Here is a 16,882-nt window from a genome sequence, read left to right as displayed (position 1 = left end):
AACGGGAAGAGGAAATCTGAGCATGGGTATCCGCAAGTACAAGCCGACCACCCCGGGCCGTCGTGGCTCGTCGGTCGCCGACTTCGTCGAGGTCACGCGTGACACGCCGGAGAAGTCCCTCGTCCGTCCGCTGACGAAGTCCGGCGGTCGCAACGCGAACGGCCGCATCACGACGCGTCACATCGGTGGCGGTCACAAGCGCGCCTACCGCGTCATCGACTTCCGTCGCAACGACAAGGACGGCGTGCCCGCGAAGGTCGCGCACATCGAGTACGACCCCAACCGCACGGCGCGCATCGCGCTCCTGCACTACGCGGACGGCGAGAAGCGCTACATCCTCGCGCCGAACCGCCTTCGCCAGGGCGACCCGATCGAGAACGGCCCCGGTGCCGACATCAAGCCGGGCAACAACCTGCCGCTGCGCAACATCCCGACGGGTACGACCGTCCACGCCGTCGAGCTCCGTCCGGGCGGCGGCGCGAAGATCGCGCGCTCGGCCGGCTCGAGCATCCAGCTCCTGGGCAAGGAGGGGCAGTACGCCACCCTCCGCATGCCCTCGGGCGAGATCCGCCGGGTCGACATCCGCTGCCGCGCGACGGTCGGCGAGGTCGGCAACGCCGAGCAGTCCAACATCAACTGGGGCAAGGCCGGCCGCATGCGCTGGAAGGGCAAGCGCCCTACCGTCCGTGGTGTCGTCATGAACCCGGTCGACCACCCCCACGGTGGTGGTGAGGGTCGTACCTCCGGTGGACGCCACCCGGTGTCCCCGTGGGGTCAGCCGGAGGGCCGGACCCGCAAGCCGGGCAAGGCCAGCGACAAGCTGATCGTCCGCCGCCGCCGTACGGGCAAGAAGCGCTGATAGGAGCTCATCGACATGCCTCGTAGCCTCAGGAAGGGCCCCTTCATCGACGACCACCTCCAGAAGAAGGTGGACGCCCAGAACGAAGCGGGCACGAAGAACGTCATCAAGACCTGGTCGCGCCGGTCGGTCATCAGCCCGGACATGCTCGGTCACACCCTCGCCGTCCACGACGGTCGCAAGCACGTGCCGGTGTTCGTCACCGAGTCGATGGTCGGCCACAAGCTCGGCGAGTTCGCCCCGACGCGGACCTTCAAGGGTCACGTGAAGGACGACAAGAAGGGCAAGCGCCGCTGATGTCCGCCACCACCGAAGAGAACACGATGGAAGCCATGGCCCGGGCGCGGTTCCTCCGCGTCACGCCGCAGAAGGCCCGCCGCGTCGTGGACATGGTCCGCGGCCAGGACACGACCACCGCTCTGGCGACGCTGCGGTTCTCGCCGCAGGGCGCGTCCGAGCCGGTGCTGAAGATCGTCGAGTCCGCGATCGCCAACCTCAAGGTCAAGGCCGACCAGGAGGGGCGCGCGTTCGACGAGCGCAACCTCGTCATCACCCGGGCGTTCGTCGACGAGGGCCCCACGATGAAGCGGTTCCGTCCGCGGGCCCAGGGTCGCGCCGGCCGGATCAACAAGCGCACGAGCCATATCACCGTCTTCGTCGCACCGAAGCCTGAGAAGGCCGCGAAGGGAGGGACCCGCTGATGGGTCAGAAGGTCAACCCGCACGGCTTCCGTCTGGGCATCACCACCGACCACAAGAGCCGCTGGTTCGCCGACTCCACCAAGGAGGGTCAGCGTTACCGCGACTACGTCAAGGAGGACGTGGCGATCCGCAAGCTCATGTCCACGGGCATGGAGCGCGCCGGCATCAGCCGCGTCGAGATCGAGCGCACCCGCGACCGGGTCCGCGTCGACATCCACACCGCCCGCCCGGGCATCGTCATCGGGCGCCGCGGGGCCGAGGCCGACCGCATCCGAGGCGAGCTCGAGAAGCTCACGGGCAAGCAGGTCCAGCTGAACATCCTCGAGGTGAAGAACCCCGAGATCGACGCTCAGCTGGTCGCCCAGGGCATCGCCGAGCAGCTCGCGGCCCGCGTGACCTTCCGTCGCGCGATGCGCAAGGGGATGCAGTCCTCGCTGCGCGCCGGCGCCAAGGGCATCCGGATCCAGTGCTCCGGCCGTCTCGGCGGTGCCGAGATGTCGCGCTCGGAGTTCTACCGCGAGGGCCGTGTCCCGCTGCACACCCTGCGCGCGAACATCGACTACGGCTTCTACGAGGCCCGTACGACGTTCGGCCGCATCGGCGTGAAGGTGTGGATCTACAAGGGCGACATGACGGAGAAGGAGTTCGCCGCCCAGCAGGCGACCGCCCCCGGCCCGCGTCGTGGCCCGCGCCGCGACCGTGACGACCGTCCCGCCCGCGCCCGCCGTGGCGAGCGCACCGACGCGCCGCAGCAGCAGCCGTCGCAGGAGCAGGCCACCGCCGAGCAGGCGGCCCCGGCCACCGAGGGAGTGCAGTCCTGATGTTGATCCCCCGTCGAGTCAAGCACCGCAAGCAGCACCACCCGAAGCGCTCGGGCCGTTCCAAGGGCGGCACGACGATCGCCTTCGGCGACTTCGGCATCCAGGCGACCGAGCCGGCCTACGTGACGAACCGTCAGATCGAGTCGGCCCGTATCGCCATGACCCGCTACATGAAGCGTGGCGGGAAGGTCTGGATCAACATCTACCCGGACCGCCCGCTGACGAAGAAGCCGGCCGAGACCCGCATGGGTTCCGGCAAGGGTTCGCCGGAGTGGTGGGTCGCGAACGTCAAGCCGGGCCGCGTCATGTTCGAGGTCTCCGGCGTGTCCGAGGAGGTTGCTCGCGAGGCGCTCCGCCTGGCGATGCACAAGCTGCCGATGAAGTGCCGCTTCGTCGCGCGTGAGGGTGGTGACATCTGATGGCGATCGGATCCAAGGACCTGACGAGCAAGGAGCTGCGGGGTCTCGACGACGAGCGACTCGTCGAGGAGCTGCGGAAGGCCAAGGAGGAGCTCTTCAACCTCCGTTTCCAGTCGGCGACCGGCCAGCTGGAGAGCCACGGACGGCTGCGGGCGGTCCGGAAGGACATCGCCCGGATCTACACCGAGATGCGTGAGCGCGAGCTCGGCATCGGCAGCACGGAGGCCAGCAAGTGAGCGAGACCACCCAGACGCCCGAGGTCGACGTCGACCACACCGAGGCCCTCGAGGGCCACGGCGGCGACCGCAACTACCGCAAGACGCGCCAGGGTTACGTCGTCAGCGACAAGATGGACAAGACCATCACCGTCGAGGTCGAGGACCGCGTCAAGCACGCGCTGTACGGCAAGGTCCTGCGCCGCAGCAGCAAGGTGAAGGCCCACGACGAGGAGAACGTCGCCGGTGTCGGCGACCGCGTCCTCATCATGGAGACCCGGCCCCTGTCCGCCACGAAGCGGTGGCGCCTCGTGACCATCCTCGAGAAGGCCAAGTAAGCCGACTCGACCCGCTGCCGACGGGGCCCAGCGCCCCGCCGCGGCACCCAGACCAGGAAGTTCGGCCAGGCTCGCCGCCACGGCGGCGAGAACCAGCTCGACGACAGGAGTGAGAAGTGATCCAGCAGGAGTCGCGACTGCGTGTCGCCGACAACACGGGTGCGAAGGAGATCCTCTGCATCCGCGTGCTCGGCGGTTCCGGTCGGCGCTACGCCGGCATCGGTGACACCATCGTCGCCACCGTCAAGGACGCGATCCCCGGTGGCAACGTCAAGAAGGGCGACGTCGTCAAGGCCGTCATCGTCCGGACCTCGAAGGAGCGCCGTCGCCCGGACGGGTCGTACATCCGCTTCGACGAGAACGCTGCCGTCATCCTCAAGAACGACGGCGACCCGCGTGGGACCCGTATCTTCGGCCCGGTGGGCCGCGAGCTGCGCGACAAGAAGTTCATGAAGATCATCTCGCTCGCGCCGGAGGTGCTCTGACCATGGCGAAGATCATGAAGATCAAGAAGGGTGACCTCGTCCAGGTCCTGTCCGGCAAGGACCGGACCAAGCAGGGCAAGGTCATCGCCGTCGACACCGAGACCCAGCGGGTCACGGTCGAGGGCGTCAACCGCGTCACGCGCCACGTCAAGGCGGGCGTCCGTGGTCAGGCCGGCGGCCTCGTCGTCCAGGAGGCCCCGATCCACGTGAGCAACGTCGCGATCGTCGACCCCGAGGACAACAAGCCGACGCGCGTCCGCACGCGGACCGAGACCGTCGAGCGCGACGGTCGTTCCAAGACGAGCCGCACCCGCGTCGGTGTGCGCTCGGGCAAGGACCTGTGAGAGAGATGACTGAGACCGCAACCACCACGCAGAAGGTCGCCCCGCGCCTCAAGCAGCGGTACGCCGACGAGATCAAGGGCTCGCTGCAGGAGCAGTTCGGCTTCGCGAACGTCATGCAGGTCCCGGGCGTCGTCAAGGTCGTCGTCAACATGGGCGTCGGAGACGCCGCGAAGGACAGCAAGCTCATCGAGGGTGCCGTCCGTGACCTCACGGCCATCACCGGTCAGAAGCCGTCCGTGACCAAGGCCCGCAAGTCGATCGCCCAGTTCAAGCTCCGCGAGGGCATGCCCATCGGCTGCCACGTGACGCTGCGCGGCGACCGGATGTGGGAGTTCCTGGACCGGCTCGTGTCGGTCGCCCTCCCGCGCATCCGCGACTTCCGCGGTCTGTCGCCGAAGCAGTTCGACGGCCGGGGCAACTACACGTTCGGCCTCACGGAGCAGTCGATGTTCCACGAGATCGACATGGACAAGATCGACCGCGTCCGCGGCATGGACATCACGGTCGTCACCTCCGCCGCCACCGACGACGAGGGACGTGCGCTGCTCAAGGCGCTCGGCTTCCCCTTCAAGGAGAACTGACATGGCCAAGACCGCCCTGATCGAGAAGGCGAACAAGAAGCCGAAGTTCAAGGTCCGCGCCTACACCCGCTGCCAGCGCTGCGGCCGGCCGCACTCGGTGTACCGCAAGTTCGGCCTGTGCCGGATCTGCCTGCGCGAGATGGCGCACCGGGGCCAGCTGCCCGGCGTGACCAAGTCCAGCTGGTGACCCAGCCTTCCTCCCACATCCCGACCATCTACATCGCAGGTCGCCCGGCGTCAGCCGGGTGAAACCGCGGTGAGAGAGGGCAGATCAAGCCCATGACCATGACCGATCCCATCGCGGACATGCTGACGCGTGTGCGCAACGCCAACTCGGCGCACCACGACACCGTCGACATGCCGTTCTCCAAGCTGAAGTCGCACATCGCCGACATCCTCCAGGCGGAGGGCTACATCGCCGGCTGGTCCGTCAAGGACGCCGAGGTCGGCCGCACGCTGACCATCGAGCTCAAGTACGGCCCCAACCGCGAGCGTTCCATCGCCGGTGTCCGCCGGGTGTCCAAGCCCGGTCTCCGCGTCTACGCGAAGTCCACCAACCTCCCCAAGGTTCTCGGTGGTCTCGGTGTCGCGATCATCTCCACGTCGTCCGGTCTGCTCACCGACAAGCAGGCCGCGAGCAAGGGTGTGGGCGGGGAAGTCCTCGCCTACGTCTGGTGAGGCAGGACTGACATGTCGCGAATCGGACGACTTCCCATCACCGTGCCCTCCGGCGTCGACGTGTCCGTCGACGGCCAGACCGTCAAGGTCAAGGGCCCCAAGGGCGAGCTGACCCACGTGGTCGCCGCGCCCATCAGCGTCGAGCGCGGCGAGGAGGGCCTCCAGGTCTCCCGCCCCGACGACGAGCGGCAGAACCGCGCGCTGCACGGCCTGACCCGCTCGCTCATCGCGAACATGGTCACCGGCGTCACCGAGGGTTACGAGAAGAAGCTCGAGATCCACGGCACGGGTTACCGCGTGCAGAACAAGGGCGGCAACCTCGAGTTCGCGCTCGGGTACAGCCACCCCATCACGGTCGAGCCGCCGCAGGGCATCACGTTCGCCGTCGAGAACCCCACGCGGTTCTCGGTCCAGGGCATCGACAAGCAGCTCGTCGGCGAGGTCGCCGCGAACATCCGCAAGCTGCGCAAGCCCGACCCGTACAAGGGCAAGGGTGTCCGGTACGAGGGCGAGCACATCCGTCGCAAGGTCGGAAAGGCTGGTAAGTAAGCCATGGCACTGATCGTCAAGCGCGCCAAGGGCAAGTCCGCCGCGCGCGGTCGCCGGCACACGCGCGTCCGCAAGCGGATCACCGGCACCGCCGTCCGGCCCCGCCTCGTCGTGACGCGCTCCGCGCGCCACATGTTCGTCCAGGTCGTCGACGACACCGTCGGCAAGACGGTCGCGTCGGCCTCGACGATGGAGGCGGACGTCCGCGCCCTCGAGGGCGACAAGACCTCGAAGGCCAAGAAGGTCGGCGAGCTCGTCGCCCAGCGGGCCAAAGACGCCGGGGTGGACGCCGTGGTCTTCGACCGCGGCGGCAACCGCTACCACGGCCGGGTCGCCGCCATCGCGGACGGCGCCCGCGAGGGGGGACTGGCCCTGTGATGTCCGCCCAGCACACCACCGCCACCGAGACGAGGAGCATCTGATGCCCGGACCGCAGCGTCGAGGCACCGGACCCGACAACGGTCGCGGTTCGACGAACGACAACCAGCGCGGCAACGACCGCCGGGGCGGTCGCGACGACCGTCGCGGCGGCCGTGACCGCCAGCAGGAGAGCCAGTACCTCGAGCGGGTCGTCACGATCAACCGTGTCGCCAAGGTCGTCAAGGGTGGTCGGCGCTTCAGCTTCACCGCCCTCGTCGTCGTCGGCGACGGTGACGGCACCGTCGGCGTCGGCTACGGCAAGGCAAAGGAGGTCCCGGCCGCCATCGCGAAGGGTGTCGAGGAGGCGAAGAAGGCCTTCTTCACCGTCCCGCGCATCCAGGGGACGATCCCGCACCCGGTCCAGGGTGAGGCCGCCGCTGGCGTCGTCCTGCTCCGTCCCGCCGCGCCCGGTACCGGTGTCATCGCCGGTGGTCCGGTCCGCGCAGTGCTCGAGTGCGCCGGCATCCACGACGTCCTGAGCAAGTCGCTCGGGTCGGACAACGCCATCAACATCGTCCACGCGACGGTCCAGGCCCTGCGTGACCTCGAGCGCCCGGAGTCCGTGGCCGCCCGCCGTGGTCTCCCGCTCGACGAGGTCGCCCCCTCGGCGATGCTTCGTGCGCAGGCCGCCGGTCGCGCCGAGGCCGCCGAGAAGAAGAAGGCCGAGCAGGCCGAGAAGGCGGGTGCGTGATGGCTCGTCTGAAGGTCACCCAGGTCAAGTCCGAGATCGGCGGGAAGCAGAACCAGCGGGACACGCTGCGCACGCTCGGTCTGAAGCGCATCGGCGACGTCGTCGTCAAGGAGGACCGCCCCGAGATCCGGGGGATGGTCCGTACGGTGGCGCACCTCGTCGCCGTCGAGGAGGTTGAGTGAGCATGGCTGACTCCACGAAGAAGGCCGCCCAGGCCGCGGCCGGCTCGGCCGACGGCCGGGCGCACGCCCTGAAGGTCCACCACCTTCGTCCGGCCCCCGGCGCCAAGACCGCGCGCACCCGCGTCGGTCGTGGTGAGGGGAGCAAGGGAAAGACCGCCGGCCGCGGCACCAAGGGAACCGGCGCCCGATACCAGGTCCCCGAGCGGTTCGAGGGCGGGCAGACGCCGTTGCACATGCGCCTGCCGAAGCTCCGCGGGTTCAAGAACCCGTTCAAGACCGAGTACCAGGTCGTCAACCTCGACCGGATCTCGACGCTGTTCCCCGAGGGTGGCACCGTCACCGTCGAGAACCTCGTCGAGAAGGGCGCCGTTCGCGGCGGGCACCCGGTGAAGGTTCTCGGCTCGGGCGAGATCACCGTGAAGGTCGACGTCACGGCTGACGCGTTCTCGGCGAGCGCCAAGGAGAAGATCGAGGCGGCGGGCGGCAGCATCACCGCCGGCTGATCCCGTGCGACCGGTGCCGCAGGGCAGATCCCCGTCCGGGGACCCGCTCTGCGGCACCGTCGTTTCCGGCGTGGGTGTCCCGGCACGGCCGCGGGGGGGCGTGAACGACCCGCTTCGGCCCCCACGGCACCACGGGGTAGATTTCGCCAGTACACCGACCGCGGCACCGCCGCGCCAGATGGAGGACCAGTGCTCTCAGCCTTCGGCCGCGCGTTCCAGACGCCGGACCTGCGCAGGAAGCTGCTGTTCACCCTTGGCATCATCGTGCTGTTCCGGCTCGGCAGCGTCATCCCGACGCCTGGCGTCAGCTACGGCGCTGTCCAGGGGTGCATCGCCCGGTCCGAGGGGTCGAACACCTTCCTCGGGCTCGCCAACCTCTTCAGCGGTGGGGCGCTGCTCCAGCTGTCGGTGTTCGCGCTCGGGATCATGCCGTACATCACCGCGAGCATCATCGTGCAGCTGCTGACGGTGGTCATCCCGCGGTTCGAGACCCTCAAGCAGGAGGGCCAGCAGGGCCAGACGAAGCTGACCCAGTACACGCGCTACCTGACGATCGCCCTGGCCGTCCTGCAGTCCTCCACGCTGATCACGTTCGCCCGCAACCCCGAGAACCTCTTCGGCACCGGCTGCCAGAACATCCTCTACGACGAGGGCTGGGTGACGATCTCCCTCATGGTTCTGACGATGACGGCGGGCACCGGGCTGGTGATGTGGCTCGGTGAGCTCATCACCGAGAAGGGTGTCGGCAACGGCATGTCCCTCCTCATCTTCACCTCCATCGCGTCCACGTTCCCCGGCTCGCTGTGGGCCATCCAGCAGCGAGAGGGCCGCTGGGACATCTTCTTCGGCGTCATCGCGCTCGGCCTGCTCATCATCGGTCTCGTCGTCTTCGTCGAGCAGAGCCAGCGGCGGATCCCGGTCCAGTACGCCAAGCGGATGGTGGGCCGACAGATGTACGGCGGCACGTCGACGTACATCCCGATCAAGGTGAACATGGCCGGTGTCATCCCGGTGATCTTCGCCAGCTCGCTGCTGGCGCTGCCGACGATGGTCGCCCAGTTCAGCTCGAGCCCGGACGGGAACAATCCCGGCTGGGTCGACTGGATCAACGCCCACCTCGTCCAGGGCGACCATCCGATCTACATGGCGACCTACACCGCCCTCATCCTCTTCTTCACGTTCTTCTACGTCTCGATCACGTTCAACCCCGTCGAGGTCGCGGACAACATGAAGAAGTACGGCGGCTTCGTCCCGGGCTACCGCGCGGGCCGGCCGACGGCCGAGTACCTGAACTACGTCCTCACCCGGATCACGGTGCCCGGTGCCATCTACCTCGCCCTCATCTCGCTCATCCCGCTCATCGCGCTCGTGCTGGTCGGGGCGAACCAGAACTTCCCGTTCGGTGGCACCTCGATCCTCATCATGGTCGGGGTCGGCCTCGAGACGGTGAAGCAGATCGAGTCCCAGCTGCAGCAGCAGCGCTACGAAGGGTTCCTCCGCTGATGCGCCTCATCATCTTCGGTCCTCCCGGTGCCGGGAAGGGCACCCAGGCCTCCCGGATCGCCGAGCACTACGGCATCCCCGCGATCTCCACGGGCGACATCTTCCGGGCCAACATCAAGGCGGAGACCCCCCTGGGCCTGAAGGTCAAGGAGATCACCGCCAGCGGCGGCTACGTCTCCGACGACATCACGAACGAGATCGTGCGCGACCGCCTCGCGGAGCCGGACGCGGCCAACGGCTTCCTGCTCGATGGCTACCCGCGCACCGAGGCGCAGGTCGACGCCCTCGCCGGCATGCTCGCCGAGACGGGGCATCGCATCGACGGCGTCCTCATGCTCACGGTCGACGAGGACGAGGTCGTCGGTCGCCTGCTCAAGCGCGCCGAGGTCGAGAACCGACCGGACGACACCGAGGACGTCATCCGCGAGCGTCAGGCGATCTACCGCCGAGAGACCGAGCCGCTCGCGGCCGTCTTCCGCGCCAAGGGCCTCCTCGTCGAGGTCGACGGCATGGGCGAGGTCGACGAGGTCACCACCCGCGTGCTCGCGGCGCTCGACCGCCTCGAGCGCTGAGCGGGGTGGGCCTGTTCGGCCGGGAGCGGATCCCGCGACGCAGTCGGGACGAGCTGACGCGGATGCGGGCGGCCGGCCTCCTCGTCGGGCGGACCTTGGAGCTGCTCGCAGCGCAGCTGCGCCCGGGTATGACGACGCTCGACCTCGACACGCTCGCCGAGACCCACATCCGCGACCACGGTGGTGTGCCGAACTTCCAGCTCGTCCCGGGGTACCGGCACACGCTGTGCACCTCCGTCAACGACGAGATCGTCCACGGCATCCCGGGGGAGCGGGTCCTGCTCGAGGGTGACCTGGTGTCGATCGACTGCGGCGCCCAGCTCGAGGGGTGGAACGGTGACGCGGCGATGACGCTCGTCGTCGGCGGCGAGGCCGCCGGCCGTGCCGAGGACCTCGAGCTGTCCCGCACGACCGAGGAGAGCCTGTGGGCGGGGATCGCCGCGCTGCGGGTGGGGGCAGACCTCCACGTCGTCGGGGCCGCGATCGAGGACTCGATCCGGGCGGCCGGGCGACGCGACGGCCGGACCTACGGGATCGTCGAGGACTACGTCGGCCACGGCATCGGGCGATCGATGCACGAGCCCCCGAACGTCCCGAACTACCGGATGGACCGTCGCGGGCCCGAGCTGCGGGACGGGACGACGATCGCCATCGAGCCGATGGTCACCCTGGGTGACCAGGCCAACCACGTCGAGGACGACGACTGGACGGTCTCCACCGACGACGGCGCCCGGGCAGCTCACTGGGAGCACTCGGTGGCGCTGACGTCGGACGGGATCTGCGTCCTCACGGCGGTCGACGGCGGCACCGATCGTCTGCGGACGCTCGGTGTCCCCGCCGTCGACCTCGGCTGACCCCGGCTCGATTCGCCGGGGAGTGCCCGTATCGCGTATCGTTTTACGTCGGTCCTCCATGCCGTCCGTCCAGCGGACGGCACCACCCACCGCCTCGCCGCCGAACGGCCCGGGGCGGCGTGTGCCCGGAGGGCCACGCAGACCCCACCATCCCGGCGGGGTCGCACGACGGATCGAGAGGGTATGGCCAAGAAGGACGGTGTCATCGAGGTCGAGGGCACGATCGTCGAGGCTCTTCCGAACGCGATGTTCCGCGTCGAGCTGACGAACGGTCACAAGGTTCTCGCCCACATCTCGGGCAAGATGCGCCAGCACTACATCCGGATCCTCCCCGAGGACCGGGTCGTGGTGGAGCTCAGCCCGTACGACCTGACCCGCGGCCGGATCGTCTTCCGTTACCGCTGAGTCGAGGGCCCCGGCCGTCGACCGCAGAGCAGGACCCGCCACCGAACCGCGGTGGTGGGACGGATAGATCAAGGATGCACAGGCATGAAGGTCCAGCCGAGCGTCAAGAAGATCTGCGACAAGTGCAAGGTGATCCGCCGCAACGGGCGGGTCATGGTGATCTGCGAGAACCTGCGCCACAAGCAGCGCCAGGGCTGAGCAGCCGCCGCCGGCTCGCGCCGGCCGCACCGCGTGGACTTCGATCGCACGCGCCCCGCGCTCGCGGGGAAGCACAACTGAACATCGACAGCTGAATGACTGGCAGCGCCCGACCCCCGAGCCCGCTCGGGACGTCACCCCCGGCCCGGAGGCCGGGGACCGCAGGTCCGCACGGAGTGCGGGTCACCACCTCGGAACGGCGCCGCCCCCGCACACCTCCGGACGAGACAGACAAGGAACCCGAACAAGATGGCACGTCTTGTTGGAGTCGACCTCCCGCGCGAGAAGCGCGTCGAGGTCGCACTGACCTACATCTTCGGTGTGGGCCGGACGACGTCGAAGGCCGCGCTGGCCGAGACCGGTGTCGACCCGAGCACCCGCGTGAAGGACCTCGACGAGCAGCAGCTCGTGGCCCTTCGCGACTACCTCGAGGCGAACTGCAAGCTCGAGGGTGACCTCCGCCGGGAGGTCGCCGCCGACATCCGCCGCAAGGTCGAGATCGGCAGCTACGAGGGTCTTCGCCACCGTCGCGGTCTCCCCGTTCGCGGGCAGCGGACCAAGACCAACGCCCGGACCCGCAAGGGCCCCAAGCGCACCGTCGCCGGCAAGAAGAAGGCCTGAGGACCGCGACCGGTCGTTGCGGTCCTGACCGCGGCGCTCGCGTGATCCCTCGCCTCCACCGAAGAAGAACGTAGGAGAAGCATGCCCCCCAAGAGCCGCACCGGCGCGAAGGTCCGCCGGAAGGTCAAGAAGAACGTCGCCGTGGGCCAGGCCCACATCAAGAGCACGTTCAACAACACCATCATCTCGATCACCGACCCGACCGGTGCCGTGATCTCGTGGGCGTCCGCCGGACAGGTCGGCTTCAAGGGCTCCCGCAAGTCCACCCCGTACGCGGCCCAGATGGCCGCCGAGGCCGCCGCCCGCCGTGCCATGGAGCACGGCATGCGGAAGGTCGACGTCTTCGTCAAGGGCCCGGGTCCTGGTCGTGAGACCGCGATCCGTTCGCTCACCGCGGCCGGTCTCGAGGTCGGCGCGATCGCCGACGTCACGCCGCAGCCGCACAACGGTGTCCGTCCGCCCAAGCCGCGTCGCAACTGAGTCTGAGCACGGGGAAAGAGAGAACCTGACATGGCCCGTTACACCGGCCCGATCACCAAGAAGTCCCGCCGCCTCAAGCTCGACCTCGTCGGTGGCGACAAGAACTTCGAGCTCCGCCCGTTCCCGCCCGGCCAGCACGGCCGGCGCCGGATCCAGGAGAAGGAGTACCTCAACCAGCTGCAGGAGAAGCAGCGCGCCCGCTTCACCTACGGCGTCATGGAGAAGCAGTTCGTCCGGTACTACAAGGAGGCGGCCAACCGCCCCGGCAAGACCGGCTCGAACCTGCTGACGATCCTCGAGTCGCGGCTCGACAACGTCATCTACCGCGCGGGGCTGGCCCGCACGCGTCGGCACGCCCGCCAGCTCGTCACGCACGGCCACTTCGAGGTCAACGGGGTCCGCACGGACATCCCGAGCCACCGCGTCGAGCAGTACGACATCATCAGCATCCGCAAGCAGTCGGTGGAGAGCTTCCCGTTCCAGCTGGCGCGGGAGACCTTCGGCGAGCGTCCCGTCCCGGCGTGGCTGCACGTGATCCCGGGCAAGCTGGACATCCTCGTCCACTCGCTCCCGACCCGCGAGCAGATCGACACCCCGCTCACCGAGCAGCTGATCGTCGAGCTCTACTCGAAGAACTGATCCACCACCCTCCGGGACCGGCCGCACCCGTGGCCGGTCCCGGAGGACCAGGGTGGCCCCGGGGACCGAGCCGGGGCCGCCGCCGGGTCGAACCGGCACCGACACGTGGCGTCATATAGCGGTCGCCCGTGGGAAGGACACCATCGTGCTCATCGCACAGCGCCCCACCCTCAGCGAAGAGGTCATCGCCGAGAACCGTTCGCGGTTCACCATCGAGCCCCTCGAGCCCGGCTTCGGCTACACCCTGGGCAACTCCCTCCGTCGGACGCTCCTGTCGAGCATCCCCGGTGCGGCCACGACGTCGATCCGCATCGAGGGCGTGCTCCACGAGTTCTCGACGGTCCCCGGGGTCAAGGAGGACGTCACCGAGATGATCCTCAACCTCAAGGGCCTCGTCGTCTCCTCCGAGCACGACGAGCCGGTCGTCATTTACCTGCGCAAGCAGGGCCCCGGCGCGGCCACGGCCGCGGACATCGCCCCGCCGGCCGGTGTCGAGATCCACAACCCGGACCTGCACATCGCGACCCTCAACACCTCGGGCACGCTCGAGATGGAGCTGACGGTCGAGCGCGGTCGTGGGTACGTCTCCGCCGCGCAGAACAAGTCGGGCGACCAGGAGATCGGCCGGATCCCGGTCGACTCGATCTACAGCCCGGTGCTCGCCGTGACCTACAAGGTCGAGGCGACGCGTGTCGAGCAGCGGACCGACTTCGACCGCCTCGTCGTCGACGTCGAGACGAAGAACGCGATCTCCCCGCGCGATGCCATGGCCTCGGCCGGCTCGACGCTCGTCGAGCTCTTCGGCCTCGCCCGGGAGCTCAACGTCGAGGCCGAGGGCATCGACATGGGCCCGTCGCCGACGGACGCGGCGCTTGCTGCCGACCTCGCCCTGCCGATCGAGGACCTCGACCTCACGGTGCGGTCGTACAACTGCCTCAAGCGGGAGGGCATCCACACGGTCGGCGAGCTCGTCGGTCGCAGCGAGGCCGACCTGCTCGACATCCGCAACTTCGGCGCGAAGTCGATCGACGAGGTCAAGGTCAAGCTCCACGAGCTCGGCCTGGCGCTCAAGGACAGCCCGCCCGGGTTCGACCCGAGCGCGATCATCGACTCCTACGGCGACTACGACGAGTCCGGCGACATCGCCGACGAGGACCGGTCGTTCGCCGAGGACGAGCAGCTCTGACCCACCCCTCGTGACCGCCCGAGCGCGCCACGCTCGGTGAGGTCGGAACCTCAAGGAGAACCACATGCCCACGCCCACGAAGGGCCCCCGCCTCGGTGGCGGTCCCGCGCACGAGCGCCTCATGCTCGCCAACCTCGCGCAGTCGCTGTTCGAGCACGACTCGATCACGACGACGCAGGCGAAGGCCAAGCGGCTCCGTCCGCTCGCCGAGCGCATGATCACCTTCGCCAAGCGCGGTGACCTGCACGCGCGACGCAAGGTCATGACCGTGATCCGCGACAAGGGTGTCGTGCACCGCCTGTTCGTCGAGATCGCGCCCGACATGGCCGAGCGTGAGGGCGGGTACACCCGCATCACGAAGATCGCCCCCCGCAAGGGTGACAACGCGCCGATGGCCGTGATCGAGCTCGTCCGCGAGCCCGTGAACGCCAAGCCCAAGCGCGCGGTCGTCGCGGAGGCCGAGGCGACGACGGCCCGCGCCGCGAAGGGCGCCGAGCACGAGGCGCCGCAGGCCACGGACGGCGCCGTCGTCGAGGCCGACGAGGCACCCGCGGTCGAGGCCCAGGAATCGTCCGAGGGCGCCACGGCGCCGACCGAGGAGGAGGTCGCCCCCCTGACGGACACGTCCGTCGAGGAGGCCGTCGAGGACGCCCCCGAGAAGGCCTGACCTCGCACCGCCACGACCGGGGCGGCACCCGCGCGTTGCGGGTGCCGCCCCGGTCGTTGGAGTGAGGGTTGCCGGGCGGTTACGGTCCTGCCATGTCGATCCGCGTCCGACTCGACCTGGGTTACGAGGGCACCGACTTCCACGGGTGGGCGGCGCAGCCGGGGCTGCGGACCGTCGAGGGGGCTCTTGCCGTGGGCTTGGCCCGGGTGCTCCGCCTCGACCAACCGCCCGTCCTCACCGTGGCGGGCCGCACGGACGCGGGGGTCCACGCGCGAGGCCAGGTCGTTCACGTCGATCTCCCCGACGAGGCGTGGGCGTCGCTTCCCGGCAGGCCGGACCGGTCGCCAGGGCAGACTCTCGTGTCCCGCCTGCGGGGGGTCCTGCCGCCCGATGTCGACGTCCGGACTGCGCGACCCGCACCCGAGGGCTTCGACGCACGGTTCTCGGCGACCTACCGCCGATATGCGTACCGGCTGGCAGACGATCCGCTGGCGTGGGACCCGCTGCGCCGGGCGGACACCGTCCGGACCGGTCGGCCGCTGGATGAGGCACGGATGAACGAGGCGGCGGAGGCGCTGCTCGGTCTGCGCGACTTCGCAGCGTTCTGCAAGCGGCGGGAGGGGGCGACGACGATCCGGACGCTGCTGCGGTACCGGTGGGCGCGGGACGAGCACGGGGTGCTCGTCGGCGAGGTGGTCGCGGATGCGTTCTGCCACAGCATGGTTCGGGCGCTCGTCGGTGCGGTGGTGCCCGTCGGCGAGCGACGCCAGAAGCCAACCTTCGCCGCCGAGGTCCTCACGGCACGTGACCGCGACCCGCGCGTCAAGGTCATGCCGGCGCACGGACTGACCCTCCTGGAGGTGGGGTACCCGCCGGTCGAGGAGCTCGGCTCCCGGGCGAGCGAGTCGCGAGCACGACGTGCCCCGCAGCCGAGCACCGGCAATGCCAGTCATCGCGACCTGCCAGCCGGTGCCCCTCGGTTCCGCGCCGCTGGCGCGGGAGCAGGTCAAGGCGATGAACTCGATCGTCACGGACGTGCTCCGACGACTACCTCCGCCGGGTGAACACGTGGATCACGACGGGTGAGGGTCGCCTGGGCATCATCTGGATCGTCGCGACGGACCCGACGCGCGACTGCTTCAACCAGGGCGGGTTCACCCGCGCCCAGATCTTCGGCCACAACGGCATACGCGGATCAGGCGGGCGACCTCGGCTCGGACAACGGCACGTTCTGACCGACCCATTTCCGTCGCGAGCGCTGCAGCTGCCCGGTCCCCGATGGGGGCGGGCAGCTGCGTCTCGCGGGGCCTAGCGTGGCCGGTCGACCGGCAGGAGCGAGCTCCACACGGCGACGCGCAGCGCGCCCGGTGTACCGCCCCCGGCGCGTCGGTAGCGTGCGACGACGGCGTCGATCTCCGAGCGAAGGGCCGCCAGCTGGTCCGTCGTGACGATGACGAGGTCGTCCTTGAGCCCGCACTCGTCGATGAGCCCCGCCGGCCACGCGTCGGCGCCGTCGATCCACGCATGGTTCCGCTGCGCGCAGAGGTCGACGTAGTCGTGCGCGAGCCAGGCCGCCGTCTCGGGGTCGTCGTCCTCCGTGGCCACCCGTGTGGTCGTCGGCGACCCGTCGTCATCGGTCTCGCTCGCGGCCCACATCCGGCTGCGGCCGTCCCCGAGTCCGGTGTCCTCGACGAGGCCCGCGTCCTCGAGGACCCGCAGGTGGTAGCTCGTGGCCCCTGTGTTGGTCCCGAGCTCGCGCGCGAGCTCCGCCCCGCTCGCCGCACCGTGCAGCCGCAGGTGCGCCAGGAGCCGAGAACGCAGCGGGTGGGCGAGGGTGCGCCATCGGTCCTCGGGCGGCGCCGCATCGGGTGAGCTCACCGCGCCAGAATCGCACAACTTCTGTGCAAAAGGCGTGCGGTGCCACTGCATGGGAGGGCGGGATTGCCAAAACTGTTGTGCAACAGAAGAGTT

At 69.3% G+C, this 16,882-nt stretch carries 29 protein-coding genes; 28 read left to right on the top strand and 1 reads right to left on the bottom strand.

Annotated elements, in window-relative coordinates; genetic code table 11:
• Positions 1 to 22: 22 nt before the first annotated feature.
• From rplB to truA, 28 genes are all read left to right on the top strand, one after another.
• On the top strand, positions 23 to 859 hold the full coding sequence (gene rplB / locus DAA34_RS01100; RefSeq protein WP_106817253.1) for a 50S ribosomal protein L2: 837 nt from the start codon (positions 23 to 25) through the stop codon (positions 857 to 859).
• Positions 860 to 874: 15 nt separating this feature from the next.
• A complete protein-coding gene (rpsS, locus tag DAA34_RS01095; RefSeq protein WP_106817252.1) occupies positions 875 to 1,156 on the top strand; it encodes a 30S ribosomal protein S19 in 282 nt (93 codons plus the stop codon).
• 26 nt (positions 1,157 to 1,182) lie between these two features.
• Entirely contained in the window at positions 1,183 to 1,560 is a 378-nt protein-coding gene (gene rplV, locus DAA34_RS01090) for a 50S ribosomal protein L22 (protein ID WP_106819629.1), read from the top strand.
• Positions 1,560 to 2,381, top strand: coding sequence for a 30S ribosomal protein S3 (gene rpsC, locus DAA34_RS01085; RefSeq protein WP_106817251.1), 822 nt, complete (start codon positions 1,560 to 1,562; stop codon positions 2,379 to 2,381). The genes rplV and rpsC overlap by 1 nt, the downstream gene beginning before the upstream one ends.
• A complete protein-coding gene (rplP, locus tag DAA34_RS01080; protein ID WP_106817250.1) occupies positions 2,381 to 2,800 on the top strand; it encodes a 50S ribosomal protein L16 in 420 nt (139 codons plus the stop codon). Before rpsC ends, rplP begins: the two co-directional genes overlap by 1 nt.
• Entirely contained in the window at positions 2,800 to 3,036 is a 237-nt protein-coding gene (gene rpmC, locus DAA34_RS01075; protein WP_106817249.1) for a 50S ribosomal protein L29, read from the top strand. Before rplP ends, rpmC begins: the two co-directional genes overlap by 1 nt.
• Entirely contained in the window at positions 3,033 to 3,353 is a 321-nt protein-coding gene (rpsQ, locus tag DAA34_RS01070; protein ID WP_106817248.1) for a 30S ribosomal protein S17, read from the top strand. Before rpmC ends, rpsQ begins: the two co-directional genes overlap by 4 nt.
• A 116-nt stretch (positions 3,354 to 3,469) precedes the next feature.
• Positions 3,470 to 3,838, top strand: a complete 369-nt coding sequence (rplN, locus tag DAA34_RS01065) for a 50S ribosomal protein L14 (RefSeq protein ID WP_106817247.1) — start codon at positions 3,470 to 3,472, stop codon at positions 3,836 to 3,838.
• Between the two features lie 2 nt (positions 3,839 to 3,840).
• Positions 3,841 to 4,182 carry a 50S ribosomal protein L24 gene (gene rplX / locus DAA34_RS01060; protein WP_106817246.1) on the top strand — a complete coding sequence of 114 codons (342 nt, stop codon included), beginning with the start codon at positions 3,841 to 3,843 and terminating at the stop codon, positions 4,180 to 4,182.
• Between the two features lie 5 nt (positions 4,183 to 4,187).
• Entirely contained in the window at positions 4,188 to 4,763 is a 576-nt protein-coding gene (gene rplE / locus DAA34_RS01055; RefSeq protein ID WP_106817245.1) for a 50S ribosomal protein L5, read from the top strand.
• 1 nt (position 4,764) lies between these two features.
• Positions 4,765 to 4,950, top strand: coding sequence for a type Z 30S ribosomal protein S14 (locus DAA34_RS01050; RefSeq protein ID WP_106817244.1), 186 nt, complete (start codon positions 4,765 to 4,767; stop codon positions 4,948 to 4,950).
• Between the two features lie 92 nt (positions 4,951 to 5,042).
• The gene (gene rpsH / locus DAA34_RS01045; protein ID WP_106817243.1) at positions 5,043 to 5,441 is read left to right on the top strand and encodes a 30S ribosomal protein S8; all 399 of its coding nucleotides are present in this window, start codon (positions 5,043 to 5,045) and stop codon (positions 5,439 to 5,441) included.
• Between the two features lie 12 nt (positions 5,442 to 5,453).
• A complete protein-coding gene (rplF, locus tag DAA34_RS01040) occupies positions 5,454 to 5,990 on the top strand; it encodes a 50S ribosomal protein L6 (RefSeq protein ID WP_106817242.1) in 537 nt (178 codons plus the stop codon).
• A 3-nt stretch (positions 5,991 to 5,993) separates the two neighbouring features.
• Complete coding sequence (gene rplR, locus DAA34_RS01035) at positions 5,994 to 6,368, top strand: 50S ribosomal protein L18 (RefSeq protein WP_106817241.1); 375 nt, start codon at positions 5,994 to 5,996, stop codon at positions 6,366 to 6,368.
• A gap of 43 nt (positions 6,369 to 6,411) precedes the next feature.
• Entirely contained in the window at positions 6,412 to 7,101 is a 690-nt protein-coding gene (rpsE, locus tag DAA34_RS01030) for a 30S ribosomal protein S5 (protein ID WP_106817240.1), read from the top strand.
• Positions 7,101 to 7,283, top strand: coding sequence for a 50S ribosomal protein L30 (gene rpmD / locus DAA34_RS01025; protein ID WP_106819627.1), 183 nt, complete (start codon positions 7,101 to 7,103; stop codon positions 7,281 to 7,283). The genes rpsE and rpmD overlap by 1 nt, the downstream gene beginning before the upstream one ends.
• Before the next feature lie 2 nt (positions 7,284 to 7,285).
• Positions 7,286 to 7,786: a 50S ribosomal protein L15 gene (gene rplO, locus DAA34_RS01020; protein WP_106817239.1), complete on the top strand. Its 501-nt coding sequence runs from the start codon at positions 7,286 to 7,288 to the stop codon at positions 7,784 to 7,786.
• 189 nt (positions 7,787 to 7,975) lie between these two features.
• Entirely contained in the window at positions 7,976 to 9,289 is a 1,314-nt protein-coding gene (secY, locus tag DAA34_RS01015; RefSeq protein ID WP_106817238.1) for a preprotein translocase subunit SecY, read from the top strand.
• A complete protein-coding gene (locus DAA34_RS01010; RefSeq protein ID WP_106817237.1) occupies positions 9,289 to 9,861 on the top strand; it encodes an adenylate kinase in 573 nt (190 codons plus the stop codon). Before secY ends, DAA34_RS01010 begins: the two co-directional genes overlap by 1 nt.
• A 5-nt stretch (positions 9,862 to 9,866) precedes the next feature.
• Positions 9,867 to 10,715, top strand: a complete 849-nt coding sequence (gene map / locus DAA34_RS01005) for a type I methionyl aminopeptidase (RefSeq protein WP_106817236.1) — start codon at positions 9,867 to 9,869, stop codon at positions 10,713 to 10,715.
• 183 nt (positions 10,716 to 10,898) lie between these two features.
• On the top strand, positions 10,899 to 11,120 hold the full coding sequence (gene infA, locus DAA34_RS01000; RefSeq protein WP_048549119.1) for a translation initiation factor IF-1: 222 nt from the start codon (positions 10,899 to 10,901) through the stop codon (positions 11,118 to 11,120).
• 84 nt (positions 11,121 to 11,204) lie between these two features.
• Positions 11,205 to 11,318 carry a 50S ribosomal protein L36 gene (rpmJ, locus tag DAA34_RS00995; protein WP_006592630.1) on the top strand — a complete coding sequence of 38 codons (114 nt, stop codon included), beginning with the start codon at positions 11,205 to 11,207 and terminating at the stop codon, positions 11,316 to 11,318.
• Positions 11,319 to 11,567: 249 nt separating this feature from the next.
• Positions 11,568 to 11,939: a 30S ribosomal protein S13 gene (rpsM, locus tag DAA34_RS00990; RefSeq protein WP_106817235.1), complete on the top strand. Its 372-nt coding sequence runs from the start codon at positions 11,568 to 11,570 to the stop codon at positions 11,937 to 11,939.
• Between the two features lie 81 nt (positions 11,940 to 12,020).
• Positions 12,021 to 12,419: a 30S ribosomal protein S11 gene (rpsK, locus tag DAA34_RS00985; RefSeq protein ID WP_106817234.1), complete on the top strand. Its 399-nt coding sequence runs from the start codon at positions 12,021 to 12,023 to the stop codon at positions 12,417 to 12,419.
• 30 nt (positions 12,420 to 12,449) lie between these two features.
• Positions 12,450 to 13,058, top strand: a complete 609-nt coding sequence (rpsD, locus tag DAA34_RS00980) for a 30S ribosomal protein S4 (protein ID WP_106817233.1) — start codon at positions 12,450 to 12,452, stop codon at positions 13,056 to 13,058.
• Between the two features lie 145 nt (positions 13,059 to 13,203).
• Positions 13,204 to 14,244 carry a DNA-directed RNA polymerase subunit alpha gene (locus tag DAA34_RS00975; protein WP_106817232.1) on the top strand — a complete coding sequence of 347 codons (1,041 nt, stop codon included), beginning with the start codon at positions 13,204 to 13,206 and terminating at the stop codon, positions 14,242 to 14,244.
• A gap of 64 nt (positions 14,245 to 14,308) precedes the next feature.
• A complete protein-coding gene (gene rplQ / locus DAA34_RS00970) occupies positions 14,309 to 14,911 on the top strand; it encodes a 50S ribosomal protein L17 (protein ID WP_106817231.1) in 603 nt (200 codons plus the stop codon).
• Between the two features lie 92 nt (positions 14,912 to 15,003).
• The gene (gene truA, locus DAA34_RS00965) at positions 15,004 to 15,975 is read left to right on the top strand and encodes a tRNA pseudouridine(38-40) synthase TruA (protein ID WP_106817230.1); all 972 of its coding nucleotides are present in this window, start codon (positions 15,004 to 15,006) and stop codon (positions 15,973 to 15,975) included.
• Between the two features lie 244 nt (positions 15,976 to 16,219).
• On the opposite strand, the gene DAA34_RS00960 is transcribed toward truA, so the two are convergent.
• Complete coding sequence (locus tag DAA34_RS00960; RefSeq protein ID WP_234354050.1) at positions 16,220 to 16,789, bottom strand: ArsR/SmtB family transcription factor; 570 nt, start codon at positions 16,787 to 16,789, stop codon at positions 16,220 to 16,222.
• Positions 16,790 to 16,882 lie beyond the last annotated feature (93 nt).

This window comes from Janibacter massiliensis (genome assembly GCF_900289115.1).
Classification (GTDB): domain Bacteria; phylum Actinomycetota; class Actinomycetes; order Actinomycetales; family Dermatophilaceae; genus Janibacter_A; species Janibacter_A massiliensis.
This window is presented reverse-complemented; position numbering and strand designations above follow the sequence as displayed.

Excerpts from the sequence above, each read along its gene's own strand:
- rplB (WP_106817253.1), top strand. The coding sequence starts at position 23 with ATGGGTATCCGCAAGTACAAGCCGACCACCCCGGGCCGTCGTGGCTCG.
- rpsS (WP_106817252.1), top strand. The coding sequence starts at position 875 with ATGCCTCGTAGCCTCAGGAAGGGCCCCTTCATCGACGACCACCTCCAG.
- rplV (WP_106819629.1), top strand. The coding sequence starts at position 1,183 with ATGGAAGCCATGGCCCGGGCGCGGTTCCTCCGCGTCACGCCGCAGAAG.
- rpsC (WP_106817251.1), top strand. The coding sequence starts at position 1,560 with ATGGGTCAGAAGGTCAACCCGCACGGCTTCCGTCTGGGCATCACCACC.
- rplP (WP_106817250.1), top strand. The coding sequence starts at position 2,381 with ATGTTGATCCCCCGTCGAGTCAAGCACCGCAAGCAGCACCACCCGAAG.
- rpmC (WP_106817249.1), top strand. The coding sequence starts at position 2,800 with ATGGCGATCGGATCCAAGGACCTGACGAGCAAGGAGCTGCGGGGTCTC.
- rplX (WP_106817246.1), top strand. The coding sequence starts at position 3,841 with ATGGCGAAGATCATGAAGATCAAGAAGGGTGACCTCGTCCAGGTCCTG.
- rplE (WP_106817245.1), top strand. The coding sequence starts at position 4,188 with ATGACTGAGACCGCAACCACCACGCAGAAGGTCGCCCCGCGCCTCAAG.
- DAA34_RS01050 (WP_106817244.1), top strand. The coding sequence starts at position 4,765 with ATGGCCAAGACCGCCCTGATCGAGAAGGCGAACAAGAAGCCGAAGTTC.
- rpsH (WP_106817243.1), top strand. The coding sequence starts at position 5,043 with ATGACCATGACCGATCCCATCGCGGACATGCTGACGCGTGTGCGCAAC.
- rplF (WP_106817242.1), top strand. The coding sequence starts at position 5,454 with ATGTCGCGAATCGGACGACTTCCCATCACCGTGCCCTCCGGCGTCGAC.
- rplR (WP_106817241.1), top strand. The coding sequence starts at position 5,994 with ATGGCACTGATCGTCAAGCGCGCCAAGGGCAAGTCCGCCGCGCGCGGT.
- rpsE (WP_106817240.1), top strand. The coding sequence starts at position 6,412 with ATGCCCGGACCGCAGCGTCGAGGCACCGGACCCGACAACGGTCGCGGT.
- rpmD (WP_106819627.1), top strand. The coding sequence starts at position 7,101 with ATGGCTCGTCTGAAGGTCACCCAGGTCAAGTCCGAGATCGGCGGGAAG.
- rplO (WP_106817239.1), top strand. The coding sequence starts at position 7,286 with ATGGCTGACTCCACGAAGAAGGCCGCCCAGGCCGCGGCCGGCTCGGCC.
- DAA34_RS01010 (WP_106817237.1), top strand. The coding sequence starts at position 9,289 with ATGCGCCTCATCATCTTCGGTCCTCCCGGTGCCGGGAAGGGCACCCAG.
- infA (WP_048549119.1), top strand. The coding sequence starts at position 10,899 with ATGGCCAAGAAGGACGGTGTCATCGAGGTCGAGGGCACGATCGTCGAG.
- rpmJ (WP_006592630.1), top strand. The coding sequence starts at position 11,205 with ATGAAGGTCCAGCCGAGCGTCAAGAAGATCTGCGACAAGTGCAAGGTG.
- rpsM (WP_106817235.1), top strand. The coding sequence starts at position 11,568 with ATGGCACGTCTTGTTGGAGTCGACCTCCCGCGCGAGAAGCGCGTCGAG.
- rpsK (WP_106817234.1), top strand. The coding sequence starts at position 12,021 with ATGCCCCCCAAGAGCCGCACCGGCGCGAAGGTCCGCCGGAAGGTCAAG.
- rpsD (WP_106817233.1), top strand. The coding sequence starts at position 12,450 with ATGGCCCGTTACACCGGCCCGATCACCAAGAAGTCCCGCCGCCTCAAG.
- rplQ (WP_106817231.1), top strand. The coding sequence starts at position 14,309 with ATGCCCACGCCCACGAAGGGCCCCCGCCTCGGTGGCGGTCCCGCGCAC.
- truA (WP_106817230.1), top strand. The coding sequence starts at position 15,004 with ATGTCGATCCGCGTCCGACTCGACCTGGGTTACGAGGGCACCGACTTC.